Here is a 23,908-nt window from a genome sequence, read left to right on the forward strand (position 1 = left end):
AGACGTTCAGCCGGATCAGCTGCAACCGCTGGTCGAGCCGCAGCCCTCGCAGATGTAGCAGGAGCCGGCCCGCTGCATCTTCGTGCCGCAGGAGAAGCAGAGCGGGGCGTCGGCCTGGATGCCCAGCTGCATCTCGACGAGCTCGGCGCTGGTGTGCGCCTGCTGCGGCACGGACTGCGCGGTGGCGTCCCCGGCCTTCGGCGTCTCGACGGCCTTCAACTCCTGGGCGCGGGGCGCCGACTGGGCCAGGGCCTCGACGTCGACCTCGTCCTCGTTCGGCTCGTAGGAACCTGTCTCCAGGTGACGCTGGCGCTCCTCGGCGGAGTGGATGCCGAGCGCGGAGCGCGTCTCGAAGGGCAGGAAGTCCAGCGCCAGGCGGCGGAAGATGTAGTCGACGATCGACTGCGCGATCCGCACGTCCGGGTCGTCCGTCATGCCGGCCGGCTCGAAGCGCATGTTGGTGAACTTCGAGACGTAGGTCTCCAGCGGCACGCCGTACTGGAGGCCGACCGAGACGGCGATGGAGAAGGCATCCATCATCCCCGCGAGGGTGGAGCCCTGCTTGGACATCTTCAGGAAGACCTCGCCGAGACCGTCGTCCGGGTAGGAGTTGGCGGTCATGTAGCCCTCGGCGCCGCCCACCGTGAAGGAGGTGGTGATGCCGGGACGGCCCTTCGGGAGGCGCTTGCGGACCGGGCGGTACTCGACGACCTTCTCGACGGCCTCGCGGATCGTCGCCTCGGTCTTCTCGGTGACCTCGGTCTTCTCCTGCTCCTTCTTCTTGGCGGAGAGGGGCTGGCCGACCTTGCAGTTGTCGCGGTAGATGGCGAGCGCCTTGACGCCCATCTTCCAGGCCTCGAAGTAGACCTCCTCGACGTCCTCGACGGTCGCCGTCTCCGGCAGGTTGACCGTCTTGGACAGGGCGCCGGAGATCCACGGCTGGATGGCCGCCATCATGCGGACGTGACCCATCGCGGAGATGGAACGCTCGCCCATGGCGCAGTCGAACACCTCGTAGTGCGCGGGCTTGAGGCTCGGGGCGTCGATCACATTGCCGTGCTCGGCGATGTGGGCGACGATCGCCTCGATCTGCTCCTCCTGGTAACCCAGGCGGCGCAGGGCCTGCGGCACGGTGCCGTTGACGATCTGCATCGAGCCGCCGCCGACCAGCTTCTTGAACTTGACCAGGGCGAGGTCGGGCTCGAGACCGGTGGTGTCGCAGGACATCGCGAGACCGATGGTGCCGGTCGGGGCGATGACGGACGCCTGGGCGTTGCGGAAACCGTTCTTCTCGCCGAGGCGGACGACGTCCTGCCAGGCCTCCGTGGCGGCGGCCCAGATCGGGGTGTCCAGGTCGTCGATGCGGACGGCCGCCGTGTTGGCGTCGGCGTGCTGCTTCATGACGCGCTGGTGCGGCGTGGCGTTCTTCGCGTAGCCCTCGTACGCGCCGACGACCGCGGCGAGCTCGGCCGAGCGCTTGTAGGACGTACCCGTCATCAGCGAGCTGATCGCGCCGGCGAGGGCGCGGCCGCCGTCCGAGTCGTAGGCGTGGCCGGTCGCCATGAGCAGGGCGCCCAGGTTCGCGTAGCCGATGCCGAGCTGACGGAAGGCGCGGGTGTTCTCGCCGATCTTCTGCGTCGGGAAGTCCGCGAAGCAGATGGAGATGTCCATCGCGGTGATGACCAGCTCGACGATCTTCGAGAAGCGCTCGACGTCGAAGGACTGGTGGCCCTTGCCGTCGTCCTTCAGGAACTTCATCAGGTTCAGCGAAGCGAGGTTGCAGGACGTGTTGTCCAGGTGCATGTACTCGCTGCACGGGTTCGAGCCGTTGATGCGGCCGGACTCCGGGCACGTGTGCCAGTGGTTGATGGTGTCGTCGTACTGGATACCGGGGTCGGCACAGGCCCAGGCGGCCTCGGCCATCTTGCGGAAGAGGGACTTGGCCTCGACCTCCTCGATGACCTCGCCGTCCATGCGGCTGCGCAGGCCGAACTTCGAGCCGGACTCGACGGCCTTCATGAACTCGTCGTTCACGCGGACCGAGTTGTTGGCGTTCTGGTACTGGACGGACGTGATGTCGTCGCCGCCCAGGTCCATGTCGAAGCCCGCGTCGCGCAGGGCGCGGATCTTCTCCTCTTCCGTCACCTTGGTCTCGATGAAGCCCTCGATGTCGGGGTGGTCGACGTCGAGGATGACCATCTTGGCCGCGCGGCGCGTGGCGCCACCCGACTTGATCGTTCCTGCGGAGGCGTCGGCACCGCGCATGAAGGAGACGGGACCCGAGGCGTTGCCGCCGGAGGAGAGCAGCTCCTTGGAGGAGCGGATGCGGGAGAGGTTCAGGCCGGCGCCGGAGCCGCCCTTGAAGATCATGCCCTCTTCCTTGTACCAGTCGAGGATCGACTCCATGGAGTCGTCGACGGACAGGATGAAGCAGGCGGAGACCTGCTGGGGCTGCGGCGTGCCCACGTTGAACCACACCGGCGAGTTGAAGCTGAAGATCTGGTGCAGGAGGGCGTAGGCCAGCTCGTGCTCGAAGATCTCGGCGTCGGCGGGCGAGGCGAAGTACTTGTGGTCCTCGCCGGCCTTCCGATACGTCTTCACGATGCGGTCGATGAGCTGCTTGAGGCTCACCTCGCGCTGCGGGGTGCCGACGGCGCCCCGGAAGTACTTACTGGTGACGATGTTGACCGCGTTCACCGACCAGAACTCGGGGAACTCGACGCCACGCTGCTCAAAGTTGACCGAGCCGTCGCGCCAGTTGGTCATGACGACGTCACGATGCGCCCATTCCACCTCGTCGTACGGGTGCACGCCAGGGGTGGTGTGGACGCGCTCGACACGCAGACCCTTGTTGGCCTTGGCTCCCTTGGCTCGGGAGCCTCGTGCCGGGCCGCTCGCCGTCTCTGTCATGCCGCCTCCCATATACTGGGCTAAAACGCCCTAAAGTGCCCGGATCTTCCCGCGCACGGTGTGTGTCTTGTATTGCGGACGCCGCTCTTGCCGCCCGCAACAGGTCTTTGGGGTCGCCGCCGCCCGGCCCGTGGCCGTCAGTCGGCGGCGTGGGCGGGCACCGGGACTTCTACAGTCCCTCCGGGCCCGCACTCGCTCTGTGTGCGCTCTCCGCCCGCGCCGTCCGTTTCGGCGCCGGGCGTCTGTTCCCTCAGTTCCGCGATCGCCGACTCGAAGTCCTCCAGCGAGTTGAACGCCCGGTACACGGACGCGAACCGCAGGTAGGCAACGAGGTCCAGCTGCTGAAGCGGGCCGAGTATGGCCAGGCCCACGTCGTGAGTGGTCAGTTCGGCGCTTCCGGTGGCGCGCACCGCCTCCTCGACCCGCTGGCCGAGCTGGGCGAGGGCGTCCTCGGTGACCGGACGCCCCTGGCACGCCTTGCGTACGCCGTTGATGACCTTGGTGCGGCTGAAGGGTTCGGTCACCCCGCTCCGCTTCACGACCATCAGTGAGCACGTCTCCACCGTCGTGAAACGACGGGAGCAGTCCGGGCACTGACGGCGTCGGCGGATCGACGTGCCGTCGTCGGTGGTGCGGCTGTCGACGACACGGCTGTCGGGATGCCTACAGAAGGGGCAGTGCATGAACTCCCAACCCTCCTTCACGGCACGACTCGATAGCCACGAGAGGCTGGTTCACGCCTCTCGAAGCAGCCCCAAGCATAGGCGATGACCACGACCAAGATGGACCGGGGACCACAACTTCTGGGCTGCGGATCCAATCCAACCACTACATCTGGGGTTCGGTCGCATTTTGAGCCCTAGCGCGTGTCGCGCGTGTCGCACGTGCGGAACGCATCGCACCAGGAGCGGCGGGGCCGCGTGGCGCCCGCATGCGTACCGGGCCACGACTCAAGAAAAAACGAGGGCGGTGCCTGGTCGGCGGAGAGGCGAGTGGCAGACTGGGAGACCCGCGGGCCGAACCTCGACTCCAGCGAAGAAGCGTACCGGATTGAGCTGAATTGCCGCTCCGCTTCGAGGTCGCCTTACACCCAGGTGCATGATCACGACAAGCAATCGACGGTTTTTCACTCGAACGTGTGTTTGGCGCAACCTTTCGAAAGGAACTACCGTTGGCTAGCTAGGGAGACATTCTCGAGAGGGGCCTACCGACGTGACCACGACCGCAGACAGTGCCACCATCACTGCCCAGGGCCACGCCCAGGGCCGACTCGAGCCGGTGCATGCCATGAATGACGCAGCCATGAGTCAGGAGGGCCCCAAGCCGGGGCGCTCGCTGCCCGGCCGGCCCCCAGGGATCCGCGCCGACAGCTCGGGGCTCACGGATCGGCAGCGCCGCGTGATCGAGGTCATCCGTGACTCGGTGCAGCGTCGGGGATACCCGCCGTCCATGCGGGAGATCGGCCAGGCGGTCGGCCTGTCCAGCACCTCGTCGGTCGCGCACCAGCTGATGGCGCTCGAGCGCAAGGGCTTCCTGCGCCGCGACCCGCACCGCCCGCGCGCGTACGAGGTCCGTGGCTCGGACCAGCCCAGCGCGCAGCCCACGGACACCGCGGGCAAGCCCGCCGCCTCGTATGTGCCCCTGGTGGGCCGGATCGCCGCCGGCGGCCCGATCCTCGCCGAGGAGTCGGTCGAGGACGTCTTCCCGCTGCCCCGCCAGCTCGTCGGTGACGGTGAGCTGTTCGTCCTGAAGGTCGTCGGCGACTCGATGATCGAGGCCGCGATCTGCGACGGGGACTGGGTCACGGTCCGCCGCCAGCCCGTCGCGGAGAACGGCGACATCGTCGCCGCGATGCTCGACGGCGAGGCAACCGTCAAGCGCTTCAAGCGGGAGGACGGCCACGTCTGGCTCCTGCCGCACAACTCCGCGTACCAGCCGATCCCCGGTGACGAGGCGACGATCCTCGGCAAGGTGGTAGCCGTTCTGCGGCGCGTGTGACGCTCCTCCCTGACCGGGCCCCGGGACCAACTGCGCCGGTTCCGGGGCCCAGCGCTGTCCGCGCCAGGCCCTGTGCGTGCGGGCCGAGTACTACTCCGCGTCCGCCTTCTTCGCCGCCGCGTCGATCGACGAGAGCGAGCGCCGCACCTGGTTCCGGTCCGTCGTGAACCAGAAGTCCGGCATCGAGGCCTTCAGATAGCTGCCGTAGCGCGCAGTCGCCAGGCGGGGGTCCAGGACCGCGACCACACCGCGATCGCCCGTTGCCCGAATGAGGCGGCCCGCGCCCTGCGCCATCAGCAGCGCCGAGTGTGTCGCGGCCACGGCCATGAAGCCATTGCCACCAGCTTCCTCGACCGCCTTCTGGCGCGCGCTCATCAGCGGGTCGTCCGGCCTCGGGAACGGGATCTTGTCCATCACGACCAGCTGGCAGTTCGGGCCCGGTACGTCCACGCCCTGCCACAGTGACAAGGTCCCGAACAGACAGGTCTCAGGATCCGCCGCGAAGGCCTTGATCAGCTCGCCCAGAGTGTCCTCGCCCTGCAACAGGATCGGGAATTCCGGAATCCGCGTGCGCAGTTCCTCGGCTGCCGCCTGGGCTGCCCGCATCGACGAGAAAAGGCCGAGCGTACGGCCGCCGGCCGCCTGGATCAGCTCGCTCAGCTCGTCCGTCATGTCCGTGCGCGTGCCGTCACGCGTCGGCTTCGCCAGATGCTTGGCAACGTAGAGGATGCCCTGCTTGCGGTACTCGAACGGCGATCCGACGTCGACGCCCTTCCAGACCGGCAGGTCCTCGCCCTCGATGCCTTCGGGAGCGAGGCCCATGGAGGCGCCCACCCCGTTGAAGTCGCCGCCCAGCTTCAGCGTCGCCGAGGTCAGGACGACAGAGCGGTCGGTGAAGAGCTTCTCCCGCAGGAGGCCGGACACCGACATGGGGGCGACGCGCAGGGACGCGCCGAAGCGGTCGTGCCGCTCGTACCAGACGACGTCCCACTCCGAGCCGTTCGCGATCCGCTCCGCCACGTCGTGGATCGTCTCCACGGCGGCGAGGGCCTGCTTGCGGACGGCGTCCTCGTCCTGGACCGACTTGTCGCGCGTGGTGCCGATCGCGGTGATCACCGTACGGGCCGCGTCGCGCAGGGCCATGAGCGCGTAGCCGAGGTCCTCGGGGACTTCCTCCAGGCGGCCGGGCAGGGCCAGCTCCATGACCCGCTCGAAGCCTTCGGAGGCGGTCTGCAGCTGGTCTGCCGCCTTCTCGTTGACGAGCTTCGCCGCGCGTCTCACCGCCCGGGTGACCTGGCCGGGGGTCAGCTCCCCCGTCGCCACCCCGGTCACCCGCGAGACGAGCTCGTGCGCCTCGTCCACGATCAGCACCTCGTGCTGCGGCAGGACCGGCGCGCCTTCGATGGCGTCGATCGCGAGCAGCGCGTGGTTCGTCACGATGACGTCGGCGAGCTTGGCGCGCTCCCGTGACATCTCGGCGAAGCATTCCTGGCCGTAGGCACACTTCGACGCTCCCAGGCACTCGCGCGAGGAGACCGAGACCTGCGACCAGGCCTTGTCCGAGACGCCGGGCGTCAGGTCGTCCCGGTCTCCGGTCTCCGTCTCGTCCGCCCAGTCGCGCATGCGCAGCAGGTCCTGGCCCAGCTTGCTGGTGGGCGCGGCCGCCTCGAACTGGTCGAAGAGGCCCCCTTCCTCCTCCTGCGGTACGCCCTCGTGGAGGCGGTGCAGACACAGATAGTTCGACCGGCCCTTGAGCATCGCGAAATTGGGGCGGCGCCGGAGCAGTGGGTGCAGCGACTCGACCGTGCGCGGCAGGTCCCGCTCCACGAGCTGGCGCTGCAGCGCCAGTGTGGCGGTCGCCACGACGACGCGCTCCCCGTGAGCCAGGGCCGGCACGAGGTAGCCCAGCGACTTACCTGTACCGGTGCCCGCCTGGACGAGCAGATGGGAACCGCCGTCGATCGCCTCGGCGACGGTCTCGGCCATGGTGACCTGGCCAGGGCGCTCCGTGCCGCCGACAGCGGTGACGGCGGCGTGCAGGAGCTCGGGGAGTGAGGGCTTCGTCATAGCTCGACCACCCTAAACGGACCCACTGACAATCCCGCGATCACGGCTGATGCAGCGGATTGGCGACGGTGCCGTGCACGGCCGCGTGCGGGCGGTCGGCCCGGTCGCGGTAACCGTCGAGGTGCAGTCGGTTCCGATTGAGGCACAGGCGCTCGATCTGCGGGGTGAGCAGGTCGAACATCTCGTACCGCTCCTTGAGCTCCGGGAAGCGCGCGTGGTGGCGCAGGATCTCGGCCCGCACCAGGGCCCAGAACTCGTCCTCGGGGAGACCGAGTTGCTCCTCGTACAGCGGCGCCAGATAGCGAAAGACGCCCACGAAGAGTCCCGAGTGGATGAACTGGGTCAGGAACGCGGGGTCCTCGGTGAGCAGGACCTCGCGCACGTCGTCGGGCATGGAGTCGTGCTCGGGCAGCGCCTCCGAGCTGATGTTGACATCGTCCACGAAGTCCTTGACCGCGAGCCGCACGGGCACGTCCTGGTCGTCGAAGACGACGATGGTGTTCTCTCCGTGAGGAGAGAAGACGGTTCCGTAGCGGTAGAGAAAGCGCAGCAGTGGGGGCAGCAGGGCGGCGAAGAGCCTGCGGAGCCATGCCTTCGGTTCCAGGCCCGAGCGGGCGACGAGCTCCGCGACGAACGCGCGCCCTTCAGTGTCGATGTGCAACAAGGAGGCGAGCGTTCGGGCGCGCTCTCCAGGCGCGAGCTGCCGGGAGAGGGGCTCGCGCCAGATCGCGCCCAGCAATTCCTTGTACTGGTAGGGGACTTCGTCGAGCCCGTCGTACAGCGGGTGTTCCACGGTCACGGATGCGATCTCGCCCAGCAGGACGACGCCGCATTCGTCACGCAAGAAGGGGTCGGCATCGCGCAATCCGTGCACCCATGTGGTGACGGCAGGCGCGGCCCAGGTGCGCTCCGTCGGAAGACCGCGCCACACAAGGGTGTTGAAGATGGAGAGCGGCAACTTCACGGTGTGCCGGTCGGGACGCGCCGTGTTCAGGAACGTACGGATGGACTGCTGGGGCAGGCGCAGATCACCGTCAGTGGGCAGCGGAACGATGTCGTTCGTGGCGATGGACGGCGCGAAGAGCGGCAGCACGATGTCGTCCCACTGCCAGGGGTGCACCGGGAGATAGAGATACGCCGCCGGGTCCAGGCCGCGCGACCGGAGCGCCTGCTCGAACAACTTCCGGGTCGGTTCGTCGAGTTCACCGGCGTAGAGGGAGGCAGGGTCCTCCAGACCCGCGACGCCTCGGTAGGTGGCGAGGCCGGTGTGCACGGCGAGCCACGGGAGGCGGGTGGGGCGGCGCGATTCCGGTGCCCAGCGTGAGGTGTCGGTCGCGGAGAACCCGAGACGCCCCTTGTTCAGTACGAGCCAGGGGTGGCCGGTCTGGTGTCCCTCGAGTTCGGCGTATCCGAGGTCGGCCAGCTGCGAGGCGGTGAGCGCCGTGTGGTCGAGGCGGGCGTCGGCGGCGAGGGTGACGGTGAGTTCGCGGATGAGATGGCCGAGGGTGCTGCCGTCGAGGCCGAGGGCGTGCTTGGCGCGGAGGAGGAAGGTGAGCGGGTCGTTGAGGGGCTCGCGCGCCACGCGTCCGCCTTCGGCGGGGGCCGTTCCCGCTGTCCCGACCGGCTCGGTTTCCGCCTTTCCGGCCGGCCCGTCCTTGCCCGGCAGACCGGGTTCCCACTCCAGACTCGCCTGGTCGACCTGCCAACTGCCGTACGCGCCGCGGCGGGCGCGGAAGTGGAAGGTGCCGCCGGTCCCCCTCGCATCGGCGCCGCTCGCGTCGATCCCGTCCCCGTCGGCCCCGTCCCCATCGGTCCCGTCGGTCCGACCGGCAGCAGGGAGGTGCAGGGCGTAGGGGCGAAGGCCGGGGCCGGCCGGGGCGAGGGCCGTCGGTCGCAGGATGTCCTCGTAGGCGAATTCGCCGATCAGCTTGGCCAGCAGCCTGGCGCCCGCCCTGTCCCAGTTCCCGGATGTGAGCTCGGGCGGGTCGTACAGCTCGGTCGGCTCTTCGGAACTCGGGGCGACGGACGGATTCGGCACAAAGACTCCTCGGACGGGAACCGGATCGGGTCGAGGTTCGTTACAGAGAGTGACTGGGCTGGAGCACGTTGCGCAGGGCGCGGTCACGGACCATGAGCGCGGCCCTCTTGTCGGGGAGGTCCACCTCGGCGAAGAAGCGGAATCCCGCGCCCAGGAAGGCGGAGACGGAGGGGGTGTTGCGAAGGTCGGGTTCCGCGATGACGCGCGCGCAGCGCGGGCGATGATCGAGTACGAGGTCGGCGACGGCTTTGAGCAGCGTGGTGCCGAGTCCTCGTCCGCGGTCGGCGACGCCACCGATGAGGAGGTGGATTCCGGTGTCGTGCGGGCGGGCGGGGTAGTGGCGGGCCAGCGGGTCGAGGTCGGCGCGGTAGATCTCCCAGTAGCTCATGGGCGCGCCGTCGAGGACGCCGAGGCAGGGCACGCTGCGTCCGTCGCCGTCGAGTTGGGGCACCAGGTGGTCCGCGGTGACGGTGTCGGCTCCCGCCAGCTCCCAGAAGGCGGCCACGGCGGGGTCGTTCATCCAGCGGCTGATGAGTGCCAGGTCTCGCTCGATGCGCACCGGGACCAGCTGGAACACGCCTGAGGGAGTGGTGACCGGTCCCCACTCCCTCACGTCGTCCAGCAGGTCGTGCTCGGTCAGGGCCGTGGGGTCGGGGGTGAGTCGGTGCCCGCCGTCCTGCTCCGCGATGAGCGCGAGCAGTTCGTCGGGGAGACGCAGGTCCAGGGTGTCCTGGAAGTCGGCGCTGTCCGCGCCGTCCGCGCTCCGCGTGTGCTCCGCGTTCTCAGTGACCTCCGCACCTTCCGCGCCTTCCGTAGGTGGGGCGGGGACGTGGGGGCCGGCGGTGGGAGTGGTGTCGGCGTCGGTGCTCGCATCGGTGGGAGGCACGGCGACGCTCCTCTCAGGTACGACGGGATTGAAAGGGGTTGGCGATGGTGACGTAGACGGACTGGGTGTCGACGGGGCCGACGAGTTCGTCGAGGCCGTGCAGCCGGGTGAGCATGTTGGCCTTGCAGCGCAGCGTGGGCGAGTCGAGCAGCAGGCTCGGCAGTGTGCTGCGCTGCCGGTGCGGACCGGCGGCGGCTTCGCCGAGGAAGCGGCGGAACGCGGCGATCAACAGCTGTTCGTCGGCGAGCCGTTGGGAACCGAAGGCTCCGATCAGGCCGAGGACGTTGTTGATGGCGAGGTAGTAGGCGAACCGCTCGTCGGTGACGTCGTCGTCGACGAAGGTGTCGCTGTGCGTGCCGATGCCGGGCAGGCGCCGGTCGAGTTCGGCGCGGCGGGACTCGCGGAAGTAGTAGCCCTGGTTGTCCCGGGAGCGCCCGCCGACGGGCCAGCCTTCGGCGTCCAGGAGCACCAGGGTGTTCTGCTGGTGGGCCTCCAGGGCGACACCTGCTTCGCCGTCGAGCCAGAGCACGGGGCGTACGACGTGTTCCAGATACCGCAGGAACCACTCGGCGGACACGGCTCCGCGGGGCCGTCCGGTGCGGGCCGCGAGCCGGGTCACGGTGTCGGCGAGGCGGGAGCTCATGGCCGGGTGGCCGGTGCGGTCGGCCGGGTCGGCGGTCGGCCTGGGCGAGACGAAGCCGGCGACGCACACCGCGTCGTCGTGGGAGCGGAAGGGGTTGGTGCGGATCATCACGTCCAGGCCCGGCACCGGTTCGCCGCCCGGGGCGTCGACGGCGAGCCAGGCCGGGTCGCGGACGGCGTCGAACCCGGGGTGCGCGGCCTGCCACTGCGCGGCGAGACCGGTGCCGAGGAGCCGGTGGACCTCGACGCCCCGGTGGAGTTCCTTGCGGAGGTTCTCCCGGCGGGAGTTGGTGATCCGCAGGCCGAGGGAGAGCTTGAGCATGGCCGGCGCACCGGGCCGGTACAGCGTGCGGACGGAGGAGGTGGGGAACCAGGGCTCACCGTGCGGGCCCAGGTCGCGCAGCAGGCCGGCGTCCAGGAGAGCGGCACTGTCGGGGCGCTCACGCAGTTCGCGCAGCTGCCATGGGTGCACGGGCAGCGCAGCATGCCCTGCGGGCAGCGGGAGCCCCGGTCCTGCCAGTTGGGAGGTGAGGTCGGCTGCGGTGCGGGCGCCGCCTTGTTCGGTCCAGGCCGAGTCGTGGGCGAGGACGTCCGGGGCCACGGCGATCCAGTGCAGGGGGAAGGAGCCACGCAACTCCGGTGAGTAGAGGCCCGCTTCGGCATCGGAGAGCCCTTCGCGGCTCTTCGGAGTCGGGTGCAACGGATGCCCGAGGAGCAGCGCCTGCTCGGCGGCGAGGAAGGGGTCGGCCTGGTCCTCGGGGCTCCGGCGGCGGTCCGCGATGAAGTCGGTGGTGCGGCGCATCGAGTCGGCGACGCGGACCACCAGTTCGCTGCTGTCGCCTCCGGGATCGCGGGCTCCCTGGGCGGGGCCACCGGAGGAGGCAGGGGCGTCGGCTTCGCCGTGGGCCGACTCCCTGCTCAGGAGGGCGGCGAGCGCGACGGCGTCCACGCCGGGGGCGTGCGGCGGCGCGTTCTCCAGGCAGGGCAGGCCGAAGCGGTGCCATCCGGAGAGCGACCAGTAGTGGACCGGGACCTGGAGGACGGTGCCGCTCGCGGGCAGTGGGATGCGGAGCGTACCGAAGGAAGGAGGAGCGATGTTGTTCTCGCGCACCCAGCAGCGCAGCAGGTTCTCGACCGCTGCCACCTGGGCGGCAGCCGCGGGGTCCGGGTGTTCCAGGAGATCTTCGACGCGGGTGCTGGGACGCCCGGCCTCCTGGTCGCCGCCCTGCTGCCGCGGGATCGAGTCGCGCTCCTGGGCGCGCGGGGCTTGCGTGTCACAGGATCCGCCGGCGGTGGGACGGGAACGGCCGTCGGATGCGGGGGTGGCGTTCAACTGGCTTCCTTGCGTGGGGTGGTGGGCTCCATGAGGCGGGACTCCGGCCGGTCCGGCGTGCCACTGCCGTCGCTGGTCATGGTGTGTCGTCGGGCGCTCCTACGACTCGTGACGGCGGGTGCGGGCGACGGCCGCCAGGGCGTCCGCGAGCCGGTCCACGATGGCCGCGGCCTGCTCGTCGGTGATGGTGAGGGGTGGCAGCAGGCGTACGACGCTGGAATGGCGGCCACCGAGTTCGACGATCAGGCCGCGGTGGAGGCAGGCGTCGCGCACGGCGGCGGCGAGTTGGGGTGCGGCCGGGAGCGGGGCGGGCCCGGCAAGCAGCGGGTCGTCGTCGAGTTCCACCGCGGTGGGAGCGGGGACGGCGCCGTCCGGGTCGACGAGCTCCACGCCGATCATCAGGCCACGCCCGCGGACCTCGCCGACGCACGCGAACTCGTCGGACAGTCGCCGCAGTTGGTCGAGCATACGGGCGCCAAGGGTGGCGGCGCGCTCGGCGAGGGCGTTCTCGCGGACGTACGAGAGGGTGGCGGCACCCGCGGCCATGGCGAGCTGGTTGCCGCGGAACGTGCCGGCGTGCGCCCCCGGCGGCCATACGTCGAGGTCGTCGCGGTAGACGATCACGGCGAGCGGCAGGCTGCCTCCGATGGCCTTGGACAGGACCATGACGTCGGGCACGACACCGCTGTGCTCCACGGCCCAGAAGGCGCCGGTGCGGCCGACGCCGGTCTGCACCTCGTCGACGACCAGCGGGATCGAGCGGTGCTCGGTGACGGCTCGCATCCGGCGCAGCCAGGCGTCGGGGGCGGGGATGACGCCGCCCTCCCCCTGCACCGGTTCGAGGATCATGCCCGCCGGCTGCGGCACCCCGGACTTGGTGTCGTCGAGGAGCGATTCGGTCCAGCGGGCGGCGAGTTCGGCGCCGCGCGGGCCCCCGATGCCGAAGGGGCAGCGGTAGTCCTGCGGATACGGCAGACGCGTGACACGGACGTCCTGCGCCCCACCGGACGCTTCGAGCGCCCCTGCGGTCATCCCGTGATAGGCGCCCGCGAAGGAGAGCAGTCCCGAGCGCCCGGTGGCGGTGCGGACCAGTTTCAGCGCGGCTTCGACGGCATCGGTGCCCGCGGGACCGCAGAACTGGATGCGGGCCCGATCGGCCAGGCCTGGCGGCAGCGTGTGGAACAGCTCCGTGGTGAACGCGTCCTTGACCGGGGTCGCCAGGTCGAGGACGTGCAGCGGTGCGCCCGAGTCGAGCACCTTGCGGATGGCCTCGAGCACCACCGGGTGGTTGTGGCCGAGCGCGAGGGTCCCCGCGCCGGACAGACAGTCGAGATAGCGGCGGCCGTCGGCGCCCTCGATGGTGAGCCCGCGGGCCCGTACCGGCACGATCGGCAGGGCGCGCGCGTAGGTGCGCGCCGCGGACTCCCGCGCGCACTGACGGCGCAGGATCCCCTCGTGCGCGACGGTGTCGCGGACAGGGTCCCTGGGTGTCCCCCCGCCATACGGGGCCGGCACCGTCACGGTCTCAGGCTCGGTCACAGGCACAGGATCGGTCACCGCCACGGCTGTTGGTCCTCCTGCTGGATATACGGCCGAAAAGGCCCCTCGACTCACCGATCGGCGGGGCGCGTCGGCGCGCACTGAACACCGACTGCGGTTCCCCCGTACGTACCAACGACGGGACGGGCACGGGAACACGGCTCGTAGGGGACTCATGAGCAGACCTTTGCCAGGTGTCCGCGGTGCCGGCGGAGCACCGCAGCCGCCGCTCTTCCACCGCAGGCCCAGGACGCGCTGCCCCGTAACGAGCCGTACCGGCCGGAAGATCCCTCCGTGACGGAACCGTTGCTGTTCCGTCGGCCGTCCCCGACGGCACCGGCATAGGGTGGTGTGCCGTTCGGAGACGAGGTCTCGACCCGACTCCACCGCACACGTACGGCAGTTCAACCTTTTCGAAGCCCAGGGGGATTCACAACATGCGACCCATACGCCCGCAGTTCGCCGCGCGCCGCACTCGAGGCGCGCGAAGCAGAACGTCCCCCGTGGCGGCGGCGGTCGCGCTCGGTGCTGTGCTCGTTCTGACCGCCACGGCGTGCGGCTCGGGCGAGAACAACGCGAACGACAAGCCGACTGCCTCGGCATCCGCGGGCGATGGCAAGTTCAAGATCCCGGACGACATCCAGGACCGGCTGAAAGAGCACGGGATCGACCCGGACAAGTGGAAGGACGGCGAGTGGAAGAACTGGGACAAGGACCAGTGGCTGCGTGAGGCGCAAGACTTCGTCAACCCGATCATCGACGGGCTGTGGGACAGCAACCGGATGCGGGACGCCGACAAGCCCACCGGGGGCGAGGTCGACGAGAACGACCTCTCCGGCGACCAGGGTGTGACGGACCCGGAGCCGAAGCCGGTGGCGGCCGCGGGCGTGTCCACTCCGTACCACGCGAACGCACCGTACGCGGGCAAGCTCTTCTTCGACGGCCCCAAGGGTTCGATGGTCTGCTCGGCGACCGTGGTCACCGACCCCGCGCACCCCGGCCGGTCCAACATGCTCTGGACGGCGGGCCACTGTGTGCACGCGGGCAAGAACGGCGGTTGGTACCGCAACATCGCCTTTGTGCCCTCGTACAACGACAGCGGCAAGTCCGCGCAGGAGCTGCAGAACGCACCCAGGAACGAAGTCGCGCCGTACGGCGTGTGGTGGGGCGACGCGGCTCTGACGTCCGACCAGTGGATCGCGCAGGGCGGCCCGAGCGGCGGGGCGGGCGCTTCGTACGACTTCGCAGTGATCCATGTGACGCCGGAGAAGGGCGGCACCACCAAGTCCCTTGAGGAGACGGTGGGTTCGGCGCTGCCGGTGAACTTCAACGCGCCGGCGGTGCCGAAGGTCTCGCAGCTGACCGCGAAGGGCTACCCGGCGGCGGCACCGTTCGACGGGCAGAAGCTCTACCAGTGCGCGGACAGGCCGGGCCGTCTTTCGCTGAACGACGCGGACCCGACGATGTACCGCATCGGCTGCACCATGACGGGCGGTTCGTCCGGCGGCGGCTGGGTCGCGCAGGGATCCGACGGCAAGCCAGCCCTGGTGTCCAACACCTCGATCGGCCCGGTGACGGCGGGTTGGCTCGCGGGCCCGCGGCTCGGCAAGGAGGCCAAGGGGATCTACGACTCGGTGAGCAGGAAGTTCGCCGGGCAGTAAGCACGCGCCGCGCAGGCGGCGGGCCCCATGGCTGAGCCTCTCTCCGGTCGACCGGAGAGAGGCTCAGCCATGTTCGGTACTTCTTCGGTACTTCTTCGGTACTTCTTCGGTACGAGCCGTCAGCCCGCGACCGCCGCCGGAACGTACGGCGCGAGTTCCGCCGCGAGTTCCTCGTGCACGCGTGCCTTCAGGAGCGTGCCCTCGGGGGTGTGCTCCTCGGAGACCACCTCGCCGTCGGCGTGCGCCCGCGCGACCAGCTGGCCGTGCGTGTACGGCACGAGGGCCTCGATCTCGACCGCGGGGCGCGGCAGTTCGGCGTCGATGAGCTCGAGCAGCTCCTCGATGCCCTGACCCGTCCGGGCCGAGACGGCGATCGAGCGCTTCTCCACGCGCAGTAGCCGCTGCAGCACCAACGGGTCCGCCGCGTCCGCCTTGTTGATCACCACGATCTCGGGCACGTCGGTCGCGCCGACGTCGCGGATGACCTCACGTACGGAGGCAAGCTGCTCCTCCGGTGTCGGGTGCGAACCATCGACCACATGCACGATCAGGTCGGAGTCACCGACCTCCTCCATGGTCGAGCGGAACGCCTCGACGAGGTGGTGCGGCAGGTGTCGTACAAAACCGACCGTGTCGGCCAGCGTGTACAGCCGACCGCTCGGGGTCTCGGCCCGGCGCACGGTCGGGTCCAGAGTGGCGAACAGCGAGTTCTCCACCAGTACGCCCGCGCCCGTGAGGCGGTTGAGGAGCGAGGACTTGCCGGCGTTCGTGTATCCGGCGATGGCCACCGAAGGCACCTTGTGCCTGCGGCGCTCCTGGCGCTTGATGTCGCGGCCGGTCTTCATCTCCGCGATCTCACGGCGCATCTTCGCCATCTTCTCGCGGATCCGACGCCGGTCCGTCTCGATCTTGGTCTCACCGGGACCACGCGTGGCCATGCCGCCACCAGAACCGGAGGAGCCACCGCCACCCATCTGCCGGGACAGCGACTGACCCCAGCCGCGCAGCCGCGGCAGCATGTACTGCATCTGCGCGAGCGCGACCTGCGCCTTGCCCTCTCGGGACTTGGCGTGCTGGGCGAAGATGTCGAGGATCAGGGCGGTCCTGTCGACCACCTTGACCTTGACGACGTCCTCGAGGTGGATGAGCTGGCCGGGGCTGAGCTCACCGTCGCACACGACGGTGTCCGCTCCGGTCTCGAGCACGACGTCGCGCAGCTCCTGGGCCTTGCCCGAGCCGATGTACGTCGCCGCGTCCGGCTTGTCGCGGCGCTGGATGACTCCGTCGAGCACGAGCGCGCCCGCCGTCTCGGCGAGGGCGGCGAGCTCCGCGAGGGAGTTCTCCGCGTCATGAACCGTTCCCGACGTCCACACGCCGACGAGCACCACGCGCTCCAGGCGGAGCTGTCGGTACTCGACCTCGGTGACGTCCTCGAGTTCGGTGGAGAGGCCCGCGACACGGCGCAGAGCCGCGCGCTCGGAGCGGTCGAACTGATGACCGTCCCGCTCTCCGTCGATCTCGTGGCTCCAGGCGACGTCCTCTTCCATCAGGGCATCGGCCCGAAGGCTCTCGGTGTGGTTCTGCACCATGTTCTGCGCGTCCTGGGAAGGGGAAGAAGAGGAGGTCATTGGATCCTTACGTCTGTGGGATTCGGGATACGCGACGGGTGTCCCACCCGTCATCTCTGACAACGCCCGGCCTGCTCCGGGGATTCCCGCGAGCGCCGATCCGGTGGCCCGCGCCGTCGACGTCGACGATATTCGCACGGTACGGGCCGTCTCGTCATCTGGATTGATTCCCCGTGTCAGTGCTTCGACACCGGGTCGGACTTCCAGTCCGGATGGCCCGGCATGGGCGGCGTCTTCTTCCCGTAGAGCCAGGCGTCGAAGAAGCCGCTCAGGTCCCGCCCCGTCAGCTGCGAGGCGAGCCTCACGAAGTCCGCGGTCGTGGCGGTGGAGTCACGGTGCGTGCTCACCCACGTGCGCTCCAGGCGCTGGAAGGCGTCCGCGCCGATCTCCTGACGCAGGGCGTAGAGGACGAGGGCGCTGCCGTCGTAGACGACCGGCCGGAAGATGCTGATCTTCCCGTCGCTCGTGGGCTTCTTGGGCGCGGCGGGCGGTCCACCGTTGGCGCGCATGGCGTCGGACGCCCGGTAGGCGGCGCGCATCCGCTTCGCCATGGGCCGGTCCGCCTTCTCCTGGGCGTACAGGGACTCGTACCAGGTGGCGTGGCCCTCGTTGAGCCACAGGTCGGACCAGGTGCGGGGGCTGACGCTGTCGCCGAACCACTGGTGTGCCAGCTCATGGACCATGATCGACTCGACGTACCACTTCGGGTACGCGGGTTCCTTGAACAGGTCTCTCTCGAAGAGAGAGAGCGTTTGCGTCTCGAGTTCGAAACCGGTGGACGCCTGGGCGATGAGCAGCCCGTAGTTCTCGAAGGGGTAGTTGCCGACCTTCCCCTCCATCCAGGAGATCTGGCCGGGGGTCTTCTTGAGCCACGGCTTCAGCGCCTTGGCGTCCTTGGCCGGCACGACATCACGTACGGGAAGTCCTTGCGGGCCCTCCTGGTGCAGCACCGCGGAACGGCCGATGGAGACCTGGGCCAGCTCTGTGGCCATGGGGTGGGCGGTGCGGTAGGCCCACTTCGTGGCTCCTCCTTGTCGCGTTTTCGCGACAGGGAGACCGTTGGCGACAGCCGTGTACCCCTTGGGGGCGGTGACCCGGAAGGTGAAGTAGGCCTTGTCGGAGGGGTGGTCGTTGGACGGGAAGACGCGGTGTGCGGCGTCGGCCTGGTTGGCCATCGCGAGCCCGTCCTTGGTGCGCACCCAACCGACTTCCTTCTTGCCGGGCCTCGGGTCGCTGGTGTGCCGCACGGTGATGTTCAGCGGTTGGCCGGGAGCCACGGCCGCGGCGGGCGTGACGACCAGGTCCTCGCCCTTGCTTGCGTAGTGCGCCCGCGCCCCGTTGACCGTCACCGAACGCACGGTGCCGTGCGAGAAGTCGAGGTTGATCCGGTCGAGCCAGGAGGTCGCCCGCGCGTCGATCTTGGTGACGGCGTCGAGGGGCTTGCCGTTGTCACCGTGGTACGTGAAGGAGATGTCGTAGTCGGTGACGTCGTAGCCGGGATTGCCAAGATGCGGGAAGAGCCGGTCGCCGATGCCGAGCGGCTCGGCGGGTGCGGCCGCGGCGACAAGGGCGAGCGAGGCGCCGACGGCCAGAAGCGCGGCGACGCGGGGCGTTCGGGAGCTGAGCAGCATGAACTACGGCTATCAGCGCGCGCCTCGGCGCACGGTGCGGCACGCGCCGCACCACCCGAACGAGGGTCCCGGGTGGGCCTACAGGGCGCCTGCCGCCGCGTGCCGCGTGCGCCCCACGTCGTACACGCCCGGCACGTTCCGCATCGCCCGCATGAGGCCCTGGAGGTGTGCGGCGTCCGGGAGCTGGAGCGTGTAGGTGTGCCGGACGCGGCCCTGGTCGGGCGGGTCGACGGTCGCCGAGATGATGGCGACGCCCTCCAGCGCTATGGCTTCGGTCAGGTCGGCCAGCAGATGGGGACGGCTGAACGACTCGGCGATCAGGGTCACCCGGTACTCGGCTGCCTCCGCGTCCGCCCAGCGCACACCGACCTCCGCGCGCCCCGCATCCTTCATGCGCGCCACTCCTGAGCAGGAGACACGGTGCACGGTGACGACGCCGCCGCGCACGGCGAACCCGGTCACCTCGTCGGGCGGTACGGGCGTGCAGCAGCCCGCGAGGCGCACCGTGGCGCCCGGTTGGTCGACCACGGCGTTCGCCGCGGAGGGCCGCGCCGAGGGGCCGCTGTAGGGCGCGCGGGGCGCCGAGGCGGGCGCGCTCGGCCCCTCCGGGTGGGTGGCGAGCCAGCGGCGGATGGCGATGCGGGCGGCGGGCGTACGGGCGTGGTCGAGCCAGGCGACCGACGGCTCGGACGCGGCGCTGCCCTCCACCCCCGCCATGAGCAGCTGGACGGTGTCACCGTCACCGAGGACCGTACTGAGCGTCGCCAGGCGGCCGTTGACCCGCGCGCCGATGCAGGCGTGGGCGTCCTCCCCGTACTGCGCGTACGCGGCGTCGACACAACTGGCGCCGGCGGGGAGGCCGATGGAGCCGCCGTCGGGCCGGAAGACGGTGATCTCACGGTCCTGGGCGAGGTCCTCGCGCAGCGTCGACCAGAAGGTGTCGGTGTCCGGCGCGGACTGCTGCCAGTCGAGCAGCCGGTTCAGCCAGCCAGGGCGCGTGGGGTCGGCGCGCTCGCCTGCGGTGTCCAGGTGCTCCTCTCCGGAGGGCGTGTACGGATTGCCGAGCGCCACGACGCCCGCCTCCGCCACCTTGTGCATCTGGTGCGTACGGATGAGGACTTCGGCGACCTCGCCATCCGCGCGGGCGACCGCGGTGTGCAGCGACTGGTACAGGTTGAACTTCGGTACGGCGATGAAGTCCTTGAACTCCGAGACCACCGGCGTGAAACAGGTGTGCAGTTCGCCGAGGACGCCGTAACAGTCCGCGTCCTCGGACACGAGGACCAGAAGGCGTCCGAAGTCGGCCCCGCGCATCTCGCCGCGCTTGCGCCGCACCCGATGGACGGACACGAAGTGCCGCGGCCTGATGAGGACTTCGGCGCTCAGACCTGCCTCGCGCAGTACTGAGCGCAGCTCGGTGGCGAATCCCGCGAGGGAGTCCTCGGTCTGCTGCGCGTAGGCCGTCATGAGCTCGCGCGTCTGCCTGTACTCCTCGGGCCGCAGGATCGCGAACACGAGGTCTTCGAGCTCGGTCTTCAGGGCCTGCACGCCCAGCCGCTCGGCGAGCGGGATCAGGACGTCGCGGGTGACTTTGGCGATCCGTTCCTGCTTCTCCTGGCGCATGACGCCGAGGGTGCGCATGTTGTGCAGGCGGTCGGCCAGCTTGATCGACATGACGCGCACGTCGTTCCCGGTCGCGACCAGCATTTTGCGGAAGGTCTCGGGTTCTGCCGCCGCCCCGTAGTCGACCTTCTCCAGTTTGGTCACGCCGTCGACGAGATAGGCGACCTCCTCGCCGAACTCCTTGCGCACCTGGTCGAGCGTGACCTCGGTGTCCTCGACGGTGTCGTGGAGCAGGGATGCGGTCAGCGTCGTGGTCTCCGCGCCCAGCTCGGCGAGGATCAGCGTCACCGCGAGCGGGTGTGTGATGTACGGCTCACCGCTCTTGCGCATCTGGCCGCGGTGCGAGGACTCGGCCAGTACGTAGGCGCGATGCAGGGGCTCCAGGACGGAGTCGGGGTAGTGGGCCCGGTGGGCCTCCGCCACGTGGCCGATCGCGTCCGGGAGGCGGCCGCGGGCGGTGGGGCCGAGGAACGCGGCGCGGCCGAGACGTCGCAGGTCGATCCGGGGGCGGCCACGTCGACGCGGCGATCCGGGCGTGATCGGTCCCGGGTTCGCGGGGTTGGTCGCCTCCGCACTCATGAGCACCTCCGGCATTGTCGACCGGCGGCGGGCTGGCGGCGGCACCCGTCCGGACCGGTGCTTGATGCTACCGAGCCCATCACGTGGCGCAGTCCCGCTCTCGCCGAGCGTGAAACGGATCACCCATTCGAGCGAAGGTTCACTGGTTTACGGTTTCGACTGCCGCGAACCAGTCGGTGTCGAGCCGACCTTCCGCGACGATCACGGCGGGACCGGTCATCTCGATCTCGCCGTCCGCACGCTCGGTGATCGTCAGCCTGCCTCCGGGCAGATCGATCTCGTACGTGACAGGGGCCCCGGTCACCGCGGGGTTCAGGCCGTCCCTGCGGGCGGTCGCGACGGCCACGGCGCAGGCGCCGGTGCCGCAGGAGCGGGTCTCGCCTGAGCCCCGCTCGTGCACGCGCATGGCGACGTGCTGCGGGCCGCGGTCGACGACGAACTCGACGTTCACACCCTCCGGGTACGCGTTCGCCGGCGCGAACGAGGGCGCGTCGTACAGGGTGCCCGCGTGCGCGAGGTCGGCCACGAAGGCGACCGCGTGCGGGTTCCCCATGCTCACGTTCGTCGCGGGCCAGGTCCGCTCGTCGACACGGACCGTGACGTCGCCCTCGGGGAGCGTCGCCCTGCCCATACCGACCGTGATCAGGCCTTCCTTGTCGATGTGGACCGCCTTGACGCCGCCTCGGGTGGCCACGGCGAGGTCTCCCTCGCCGACGTGTCCCGCGTGCTGGAGGTAGCGGGCGAAGACCCGCACTCCGTTGCCGCACATCTCGGCCACCGAGCCGTCGCCATTGCGGTAGTCCATGAACCACTCCGCCTCGTCGGCCATGTGCCGCGCCTCGGGGTGCGCGGCGCTGCGCACGACATGGAGCACGCCGTCGCCCCCGATGCCGGCCCGACGGTCGCACAGTGCGGCGACGGCGGTCGGCGAGAGCGCGATGGCGTTCTCCGGGTCCGGGATGATCACGAAGTCGTTCTCGGTCCCGTGACCCTTGAGGAAGGTGCTCATTTCTCGATCGTACGAGATCGGTCCGACAATCCGGTCGGCGGAGTGCCGCATGGGGGTGCGGAACGCGGTCAGCGGAGCCGTGCCACGCGCCACACGGCGAGCACCGCGACGGCCGCGACCACGACGACGTACGCGCCCACGACCCGCCAGTCCGGCCATCGGCCCGAGCCGCGCGACGGCAGTCCCGGCAGCGTGTAGCCCACCCTGCGGGCCGCCATCATGCCCCAGCCAGCGGCGCAGGAGCTGATCAGGAGGCCGAGCATCGCCACGACCGCGCCGCCGTCGCCGAATTCGAAGAAGAGCGGGAACGCGAACATCAGGGAGCCGATCGTGGCCAGCATCACGATGGGTGCCAGCTGCCAGATGCGGAGCCTGCGCTGCGGGCGCAGCTCGACCTCGACCTCTTGGCCCTCGTCCTGCGCGGCGAGTTCCTCCGGGGTCGGGCCGTCGGCGATCACGCCGTCGACGCCCGCCTCAGGACCATCGGTACTGAGCTGCTCTCCGCCTGGTGCGGTGTCACGAGGGCCGGCCTCCATCGCCACGCGCCCTCCCACTCCGGACTCCACTGGTCGATCGATGGTCGATGATGGCACGCCCACAGAGGCCGCGATGACGGGCGGAGCGTCCCGATGCCATCACGTGATCAGGCTGTAACCGGTCGTTCGACCAACGACATTGCGCGAGCCGGGAGTTCCCCGCGTTCCGCCACGGCCCCACTGAGCCAATGCACCCGCGGGTCACGCCGGAACCACGAGTCCTGACGGCGCGCGAAGCGCTTGGTGGCGCGGACGGTCTCCGCGCGCGCCTCGTCCAGCGTGCACTCTCCCGCGAGCGCCGCGAGCACCTGCTGGTAGCCGAGGGCGCGCGACGCCGTACGCCCCTCGCGCAGCCCCTGACCCTCCAGCGCGCGCACCTCGTCGACGAGGCCCGCCTCCCACATACGGTCCACGCGCGTGGCGATGCGTTCGTCGAGTTCGGGCCGTGCCACGTCCACGCCGATCTGGACGGTGTCGTAGACGGAGTCGTGTCCCGGCAGGTTGGCGGTGAACGGTTTGCCGGTGATCTCGATGACCTCAAGGGCGCGGACGATGCGTCGGCCGTTGCTCGGCAGGATCGCCGTGGCCGCCTCCGGGTCGGCGGCGGCGAGGCGCGCATGCAGGGCGCCGGAGCCGCGCAGCCGGAGCTCGTCCTCCAGGCGGGCGCGGACCTCGGGGTCGGTGCCGGGGAACTCCATCTTGTCGACGGCGCCCCTTACGTAGAGCCCTGATCCACCGACGAGGACGGGCCAGCGGCCCGCCGCGAGCAGTCGGTCGATCTCCGCGCGGGCGAGGCGCTGGTACTCGGCGACGCTGGCTGCCTCTGTGACGTCCCAGATGTCCAGGAGGTGGTGCGGCACACCGGCACGCTCCTCGGGCGTCAGCTTGGCGGTGCCGATGTCCATCCCCCGGTACAGCTGCATGGAGTCGGCGTTGACCACCTCGCCACCGAGTTCCCTGGCGAGGAACACGCCTAGATCTGACTTTCCTGCCGCGGTCGGCCCGACGACGGCGATGACCCGCGGGGCGGGAGCTGCGCTACTCACCGCCCCAGTCTCGCAAACCCGGGCACCTGTTCACGAATGAGCGACGTGACGCCACAGGTTCGGGTTCGTTGCCTGTTGCGAGGTTCCAGCCGCCGGTTTCGAGAGCCGGCGCCCCGGTCGCCGCAATGGGACGCACCGGGTAGGGCGGGATTTCGCCCACACGAGTAACGTATGGAGATGAAATGGGCGTTTTTGCCAGGTTTCGCCGGAAGGCCAACGCTGCGGACGAGGCGTCAACCGCCGAGGCCCAGGTCGCCACTCTGACGGCCGATCCGGAGGTGGCGGACGCCGAGGAGTCCACCGAGGCCGCCACGGCTCCCGCCGCCGAGCAGGAGGCCACGGAGGCCGCAGCCGACGGCGAGACGACCGAGGGCGCCGTGGCGGAGGGCGTGGAGATCCCGAAGCAGCAGTCCGCGGAGCAGGCCGCCGACAACGAAGCCAGTGAGGGCGCCCGCAAGTAGCTCCCGAGAGCTCGGTGCGACGGAAGGTGCAGCGATGGGCTTCCTGGACTCGTTGAAGGCCAAGTTCGGCCCCTTCAAGGGCAAGGCCTCGGACCTCGCGCGGCAGCACGGGGACAAGATCGACCAGGGCTTGGACAAGGCCGGCAAGATGGTCGACGAGAAGACCAAGGGCAAGTACCGCGACAAGATCCAGATGGGCACGGACAAGGCGAAGGACGCCGTCGACCGAATGTCCGCGACGGAGGGCAAGAACGCCAAGGACACCGACGGTGGGAACACCCCGCCATCGCCCCCTTCCGCGCCATCGTGACCCCGCGCTTC

At 69.9% G+C, this 23,908-nt stretch carries 17 protein-coding genes; 4 read left to right on the forward strand and 13 right to left on the reverse strand.

The features are described from left to right. Window positions 1–15 precede the first annotated feature (15 nt). Both OKJ99_RS30400 and nrdR read right to left on the reverse strand, forming a co-directional pair. Window positions 16–2,910 carry a vitamin B12-dependent ribonucleotide reductase gene (locus tag OKJ99_RS30400; RefSeq protein ID WP_326021147.1) on the reverse strand — a complete coding sequence of 965 codons (2,895 nt, stop codon included), beginning with the start codon at window positions 2,908–2,910 and terminating at the stop codon, window positions 16–18. 137 nt (window positions 2,911–3,047) lie between these two features. Continuing rightward, window positions 3,048–3,593: a transcriptional regulator NrdR gene (gene nrdR, locus OKJ99_RS30405; RefSeq protein ID WP_326021189.1), complete on the reverse strand. Its 546-nt coding sequence runs from the start codon at window positions 3,591–3,593 to the stop codon at window positions 3,048–3,050. Between the two features lie 529 nt (window positions 3,594–4,122). On the opposite strand from nrdR, the gene lexA reads away from it, so the two are divergent. Next, window positions 4,123–4,908 carry a transcriptional repressor LexA gene (gene lexA, locus OKJ99_RS30410; RefSeq protein ID WP_326021148.1) on the forward strand — a complete coding sequence of 262 codons (786 nt, stop codon included), beginning with the start codon at window positions 4,123–4,125 and terminating at the stop codon, window positions 4,906–4,908. Between the two features lie 90 nt (window positions 4,909–4,998). On the opposite strand, the gene OKJ99_RS30415 is transcribed toward lexA, so the two are convergent. The 5 genes from OKJ99_RS30415 to OKJ99_RS30435 all read right to left on the reverse strand — a co-directional run bounded on the left by OKJ99_RS30415 (window position 4,999) and on the right by OKJ99_RS30435 (window position 13,389). Further along, entirely contained in the window at window positions 4,999–6,975 is a 1,977-nt protein-coding gene (locus OKJ99_RS30415; RefSeq protein WP_326021149.1) for an ATP-dependent DNA helicase, read from the reverse strand. 40 nt (window positions 6,976–7,015) lie between these two features. Beyond that, complete coding sequence (locus OKJ99_RS30420) at window positions 7,016–9,013, reverse strand: IucA/IucC family protein (protein WP_326021150.1); 1,998 nt, start codon at window positions 9,011–9,013, stop codon at window positions 7,016–7,018. A 40-nt stretch (window positions 9,014–9,053) separates the two neighbouring features. Beyond that, complete coding sequence (locus tag OKJ99_RS30425; protein ID WP_326021151.1) at window positions 9,054–9,899, reverse strand: GNAT family N-acetyltransferase; 846 nt, start codon at window positions 9,897–9,899, stop codon at window positions 9,054–9,056. Between the two features lie 13 nt (window positions 9,900–9,912). Then, entirely contained in the window at window positions 9,913–11,874 is a 1,962-nt protein-coding gene (locus tag OKJ99_RS30430; protein WP_407700795.1) for an IucA/IucC family protein, read from the reverse strand. 99 nt (window positions 11,875–11,973) lie between these two features. Continuing rightward, complete coding sequence (locus OKJ99_RS30435; RefSeq protein WP_326021191.1) at window positions 11,974–13,389, reverse strand: diaminobutyrate--2-oxoglutarate transaminase family protein; 1,416 nt, start codon at window positions 13,387–13,389, stop codon at window positions 11,974–11,976. A 461-nt stretch (window positions 13,390–13,850) separates the two neighbouring features. Between OKJ99_RS30435 and OKJ99_RS30440 the strand changes: the two genes are divergently transcribed. Continuing rightward, window positions 13,851–15,074 carry a trypsin-like serine peptidase gene (locus OKJ99_RS30440; protein ID WP_326021152.1) on the forward strand — a complete coding sequence of 408 codons (1,224 nt, stop codon included), beginning with the start codon at window positions 13,851–13,853 and terminating at the stop codon, window positions 15,072–15,074. A gap of 119 nt (window positions 15,075–15,193) precedes the next feature. On the opposite strand, the gene hflX is transcribed toward OKJ99_RS30440, so the two are convergent. The 6 genes from hflX to miaA form a co-directional block, all read right to left on the reverse strand. Next, window positions 15,194–16,702: a GTPase HflX gene (gene hflX, locus OKJ99_RS30445; protein WP_326021153.1), complete on the reverse strand. Its 1,509-nt coding sequence runs from the start codon at window positions 16,700–16,702 to the stop codon at window positions 15,194–15,196. Between the two features lie 176 nt (window positions 16,703–16,878). Continuing rightward, the gene (locus tag OKJ99_RS30450) at window positions 16,879–18,333 is read right to left on the reverse strand and encodes a M1 family metallopeptidase (protein ID WP_326021154.1); all 1,455 of its coding nucleotides are present in this window, start codon (window positions 18,331–18,333) and stop codon (window positions 16,879–16,881) included. A gap of 78 nt (window positions 18,334–18,411) precedes the next feature. Continuing rightward, the gene (locus tag OKJ99_RS30455; protein ID WP_326021155.1) at window positions 18,412–20,535 is read right to left on the reverse strand and encodes a RelA/SpoT family protein; all 2,124 of its coding nucleotides are present in this window, start codon (window positions 20,533–20,535) and stop codon (window positions 18,412–18,414) included. A 139-nt stretch (window positions 20,536–20,674) separates the two neighbouring features. Continuing rightward, window positions 20,675–21,544 carry a diaminopimelate epimerase gene (gene dapF / locus OKJ99_RS30460; protein WP_326021156.1) on the reverse strand — a complete coding sequence of 290 codons (870 nt, stop codon included), beginning with the start codon at window positions 21,542–21,544 and terminating at the stop codon, window positions 20,675–20,677. A gap of 68 nt (window positions 21,545–21,612) precedes the next feature. Next, on the reverse strand, window positions 21,613–22,080 hold the full coding sequence (locus tag OKJ99_RS30465; protein WP_326021192.1) for a hypothetical protein: 468 nt from the start codon (window positions 22,078–22,080) through the stop codon (window positions 21,613–21,615). 107 nt (window positions 22,081–22,187) lie between these two features. Then, complete coding sequence (gene miaA, locus OKJ99_RS30470) at window positions 22,188–23,126, reverse strand: tRNA (adenosine(37)-N6)-dimethylallyltransferase MiaA (protein ID WP_326021157.1); 939 nt, start codon at window positions 23,124–23,126, stop codon at window positions 22,188–22,190. A 182-nt stretch (window positions 23,127–23,308) separates the two neighbouring features. Here miaA and OKJ99_RS30475 point away from each other — a divergent pair, with 182 nt between their 5' ends. Both OKJ99_RS30475 and OKJ99_RS30480 read left to right on the forward strand, forming a co-directional pair. Continuing rightward, window positions 23,309–23,587, forward strand: a complete 279-nt coding sequence (locus OKJ99_RS30475) for a hypothetical protein (RefSeq protein WP_326021158.1) — start codon at window positions 23,309–23,311, stop codon at window positions 23,585–23,587. Window positions 23,588–23,621: 34 nt separating this feature from the next. Beyond that, the gene (locus OKJ99_RS30480; RefSeq protein WP_326021159.1) at window positions 23,622–23,897 is read left to right on the forward strand and encodes an antitoxin; all 276 of its coding nucleotides are present in this window, start codon (window positions 23,622–23,624) and stop codon (window positions 23,895–23,897) included. Window positions 23,898–23,908 lie beyond the last annotated feature (11 nt).

Source organism: Streptomyces endophyticus, assembly GCF_035798155.1.
In the GTDB taxonomy this organism is placed as follows: Bacteria; Actinomycetota; Actinomycetes; order Streptomycetales; family Streptomycetaceae; genus Streptomyces; species Streptomyces endophyticus.

Bases quoted from the DNA above. Each gene is read 5' to 3' on its own strand.
- OKJ99_RS30400 (WP_326021147.1), bottom strand. From the start codon at position 2,910: ATGACAGAGACGGCGAGCGGCCCGGCACGAGGCTCCCGAGCCAAGGGA.
- nrdR (WP_326021189.1), bottom strand. From the start codon at position 3,593: ATGCACTGCCCCTTCTGTAGGCATCCCGACAGCCGTGTCGTCGACAGC.
- OKJ99_RS30415 (WP_326021149.1), bottom strand. From the start codon at position 6,975: ATGACGAAGCCCTCACTCCCCGAGCTCCTGCACGCCGCCGTCACCGCT.
- OKJ99_RS30440 (WP_326021152.1), top strand. From the start codon at position 13,851: ATGCGACCCATACGCCCGCAGTTCGCCGCGCGCCGCACTCGAGGCGCG.
- hflX (WP_326021153.1), bottom strand. From the start codon at position 16,702: ATGACCTCCTCTTCTTCCCCTTCCCAGGACGCGCAGAACATGGTGCAG.
- OKJ99_RS30450 (WP_326021154.1), bottom strand. From the start codon at position 18,333: ATGCTGCTCAGCTCCCGAACGCCCCGCGTCGCCGCGCTTCTGGCCGTC.
- OKJ99_RS30455 (WP_326021155.1), bottom strand. From the start codon at position 20,535: ATGAGTGCGGAGGCGACCAACCCCGCGAACCCGGGACCGATCACGCCC.
- dapF (WP_326021156.1), bottom strand. From the start codon at position 21,544: ATGAGCACCTTCCTCAAGGGTCACGGGACCGAGAACGACTTCGTGATC.
- OKJ99_RS30465 (WP_326021192.1), bottom strand. From the start codon at position 22,080: ATGGAGGCCGGCCCTCGTGACACCGCACCAGGCGGAGAGCAGCTCAGT.
- OKJ99_RS30475 (WP_326021158.1), top strand. From the start codon at position 23,309: ATGGGCGTTTTTGCCAGGTTTCGCCGGAAGGCCAACGCTGCGGACGAG.
- OKJ99_RS30480 (WP_326021159.1), top strand. From the start codon at position 23,622: ATGGGCTTCCTGGACTCGTTGAAGGCCAAGTTCGGCCCCTTCAAGGGC.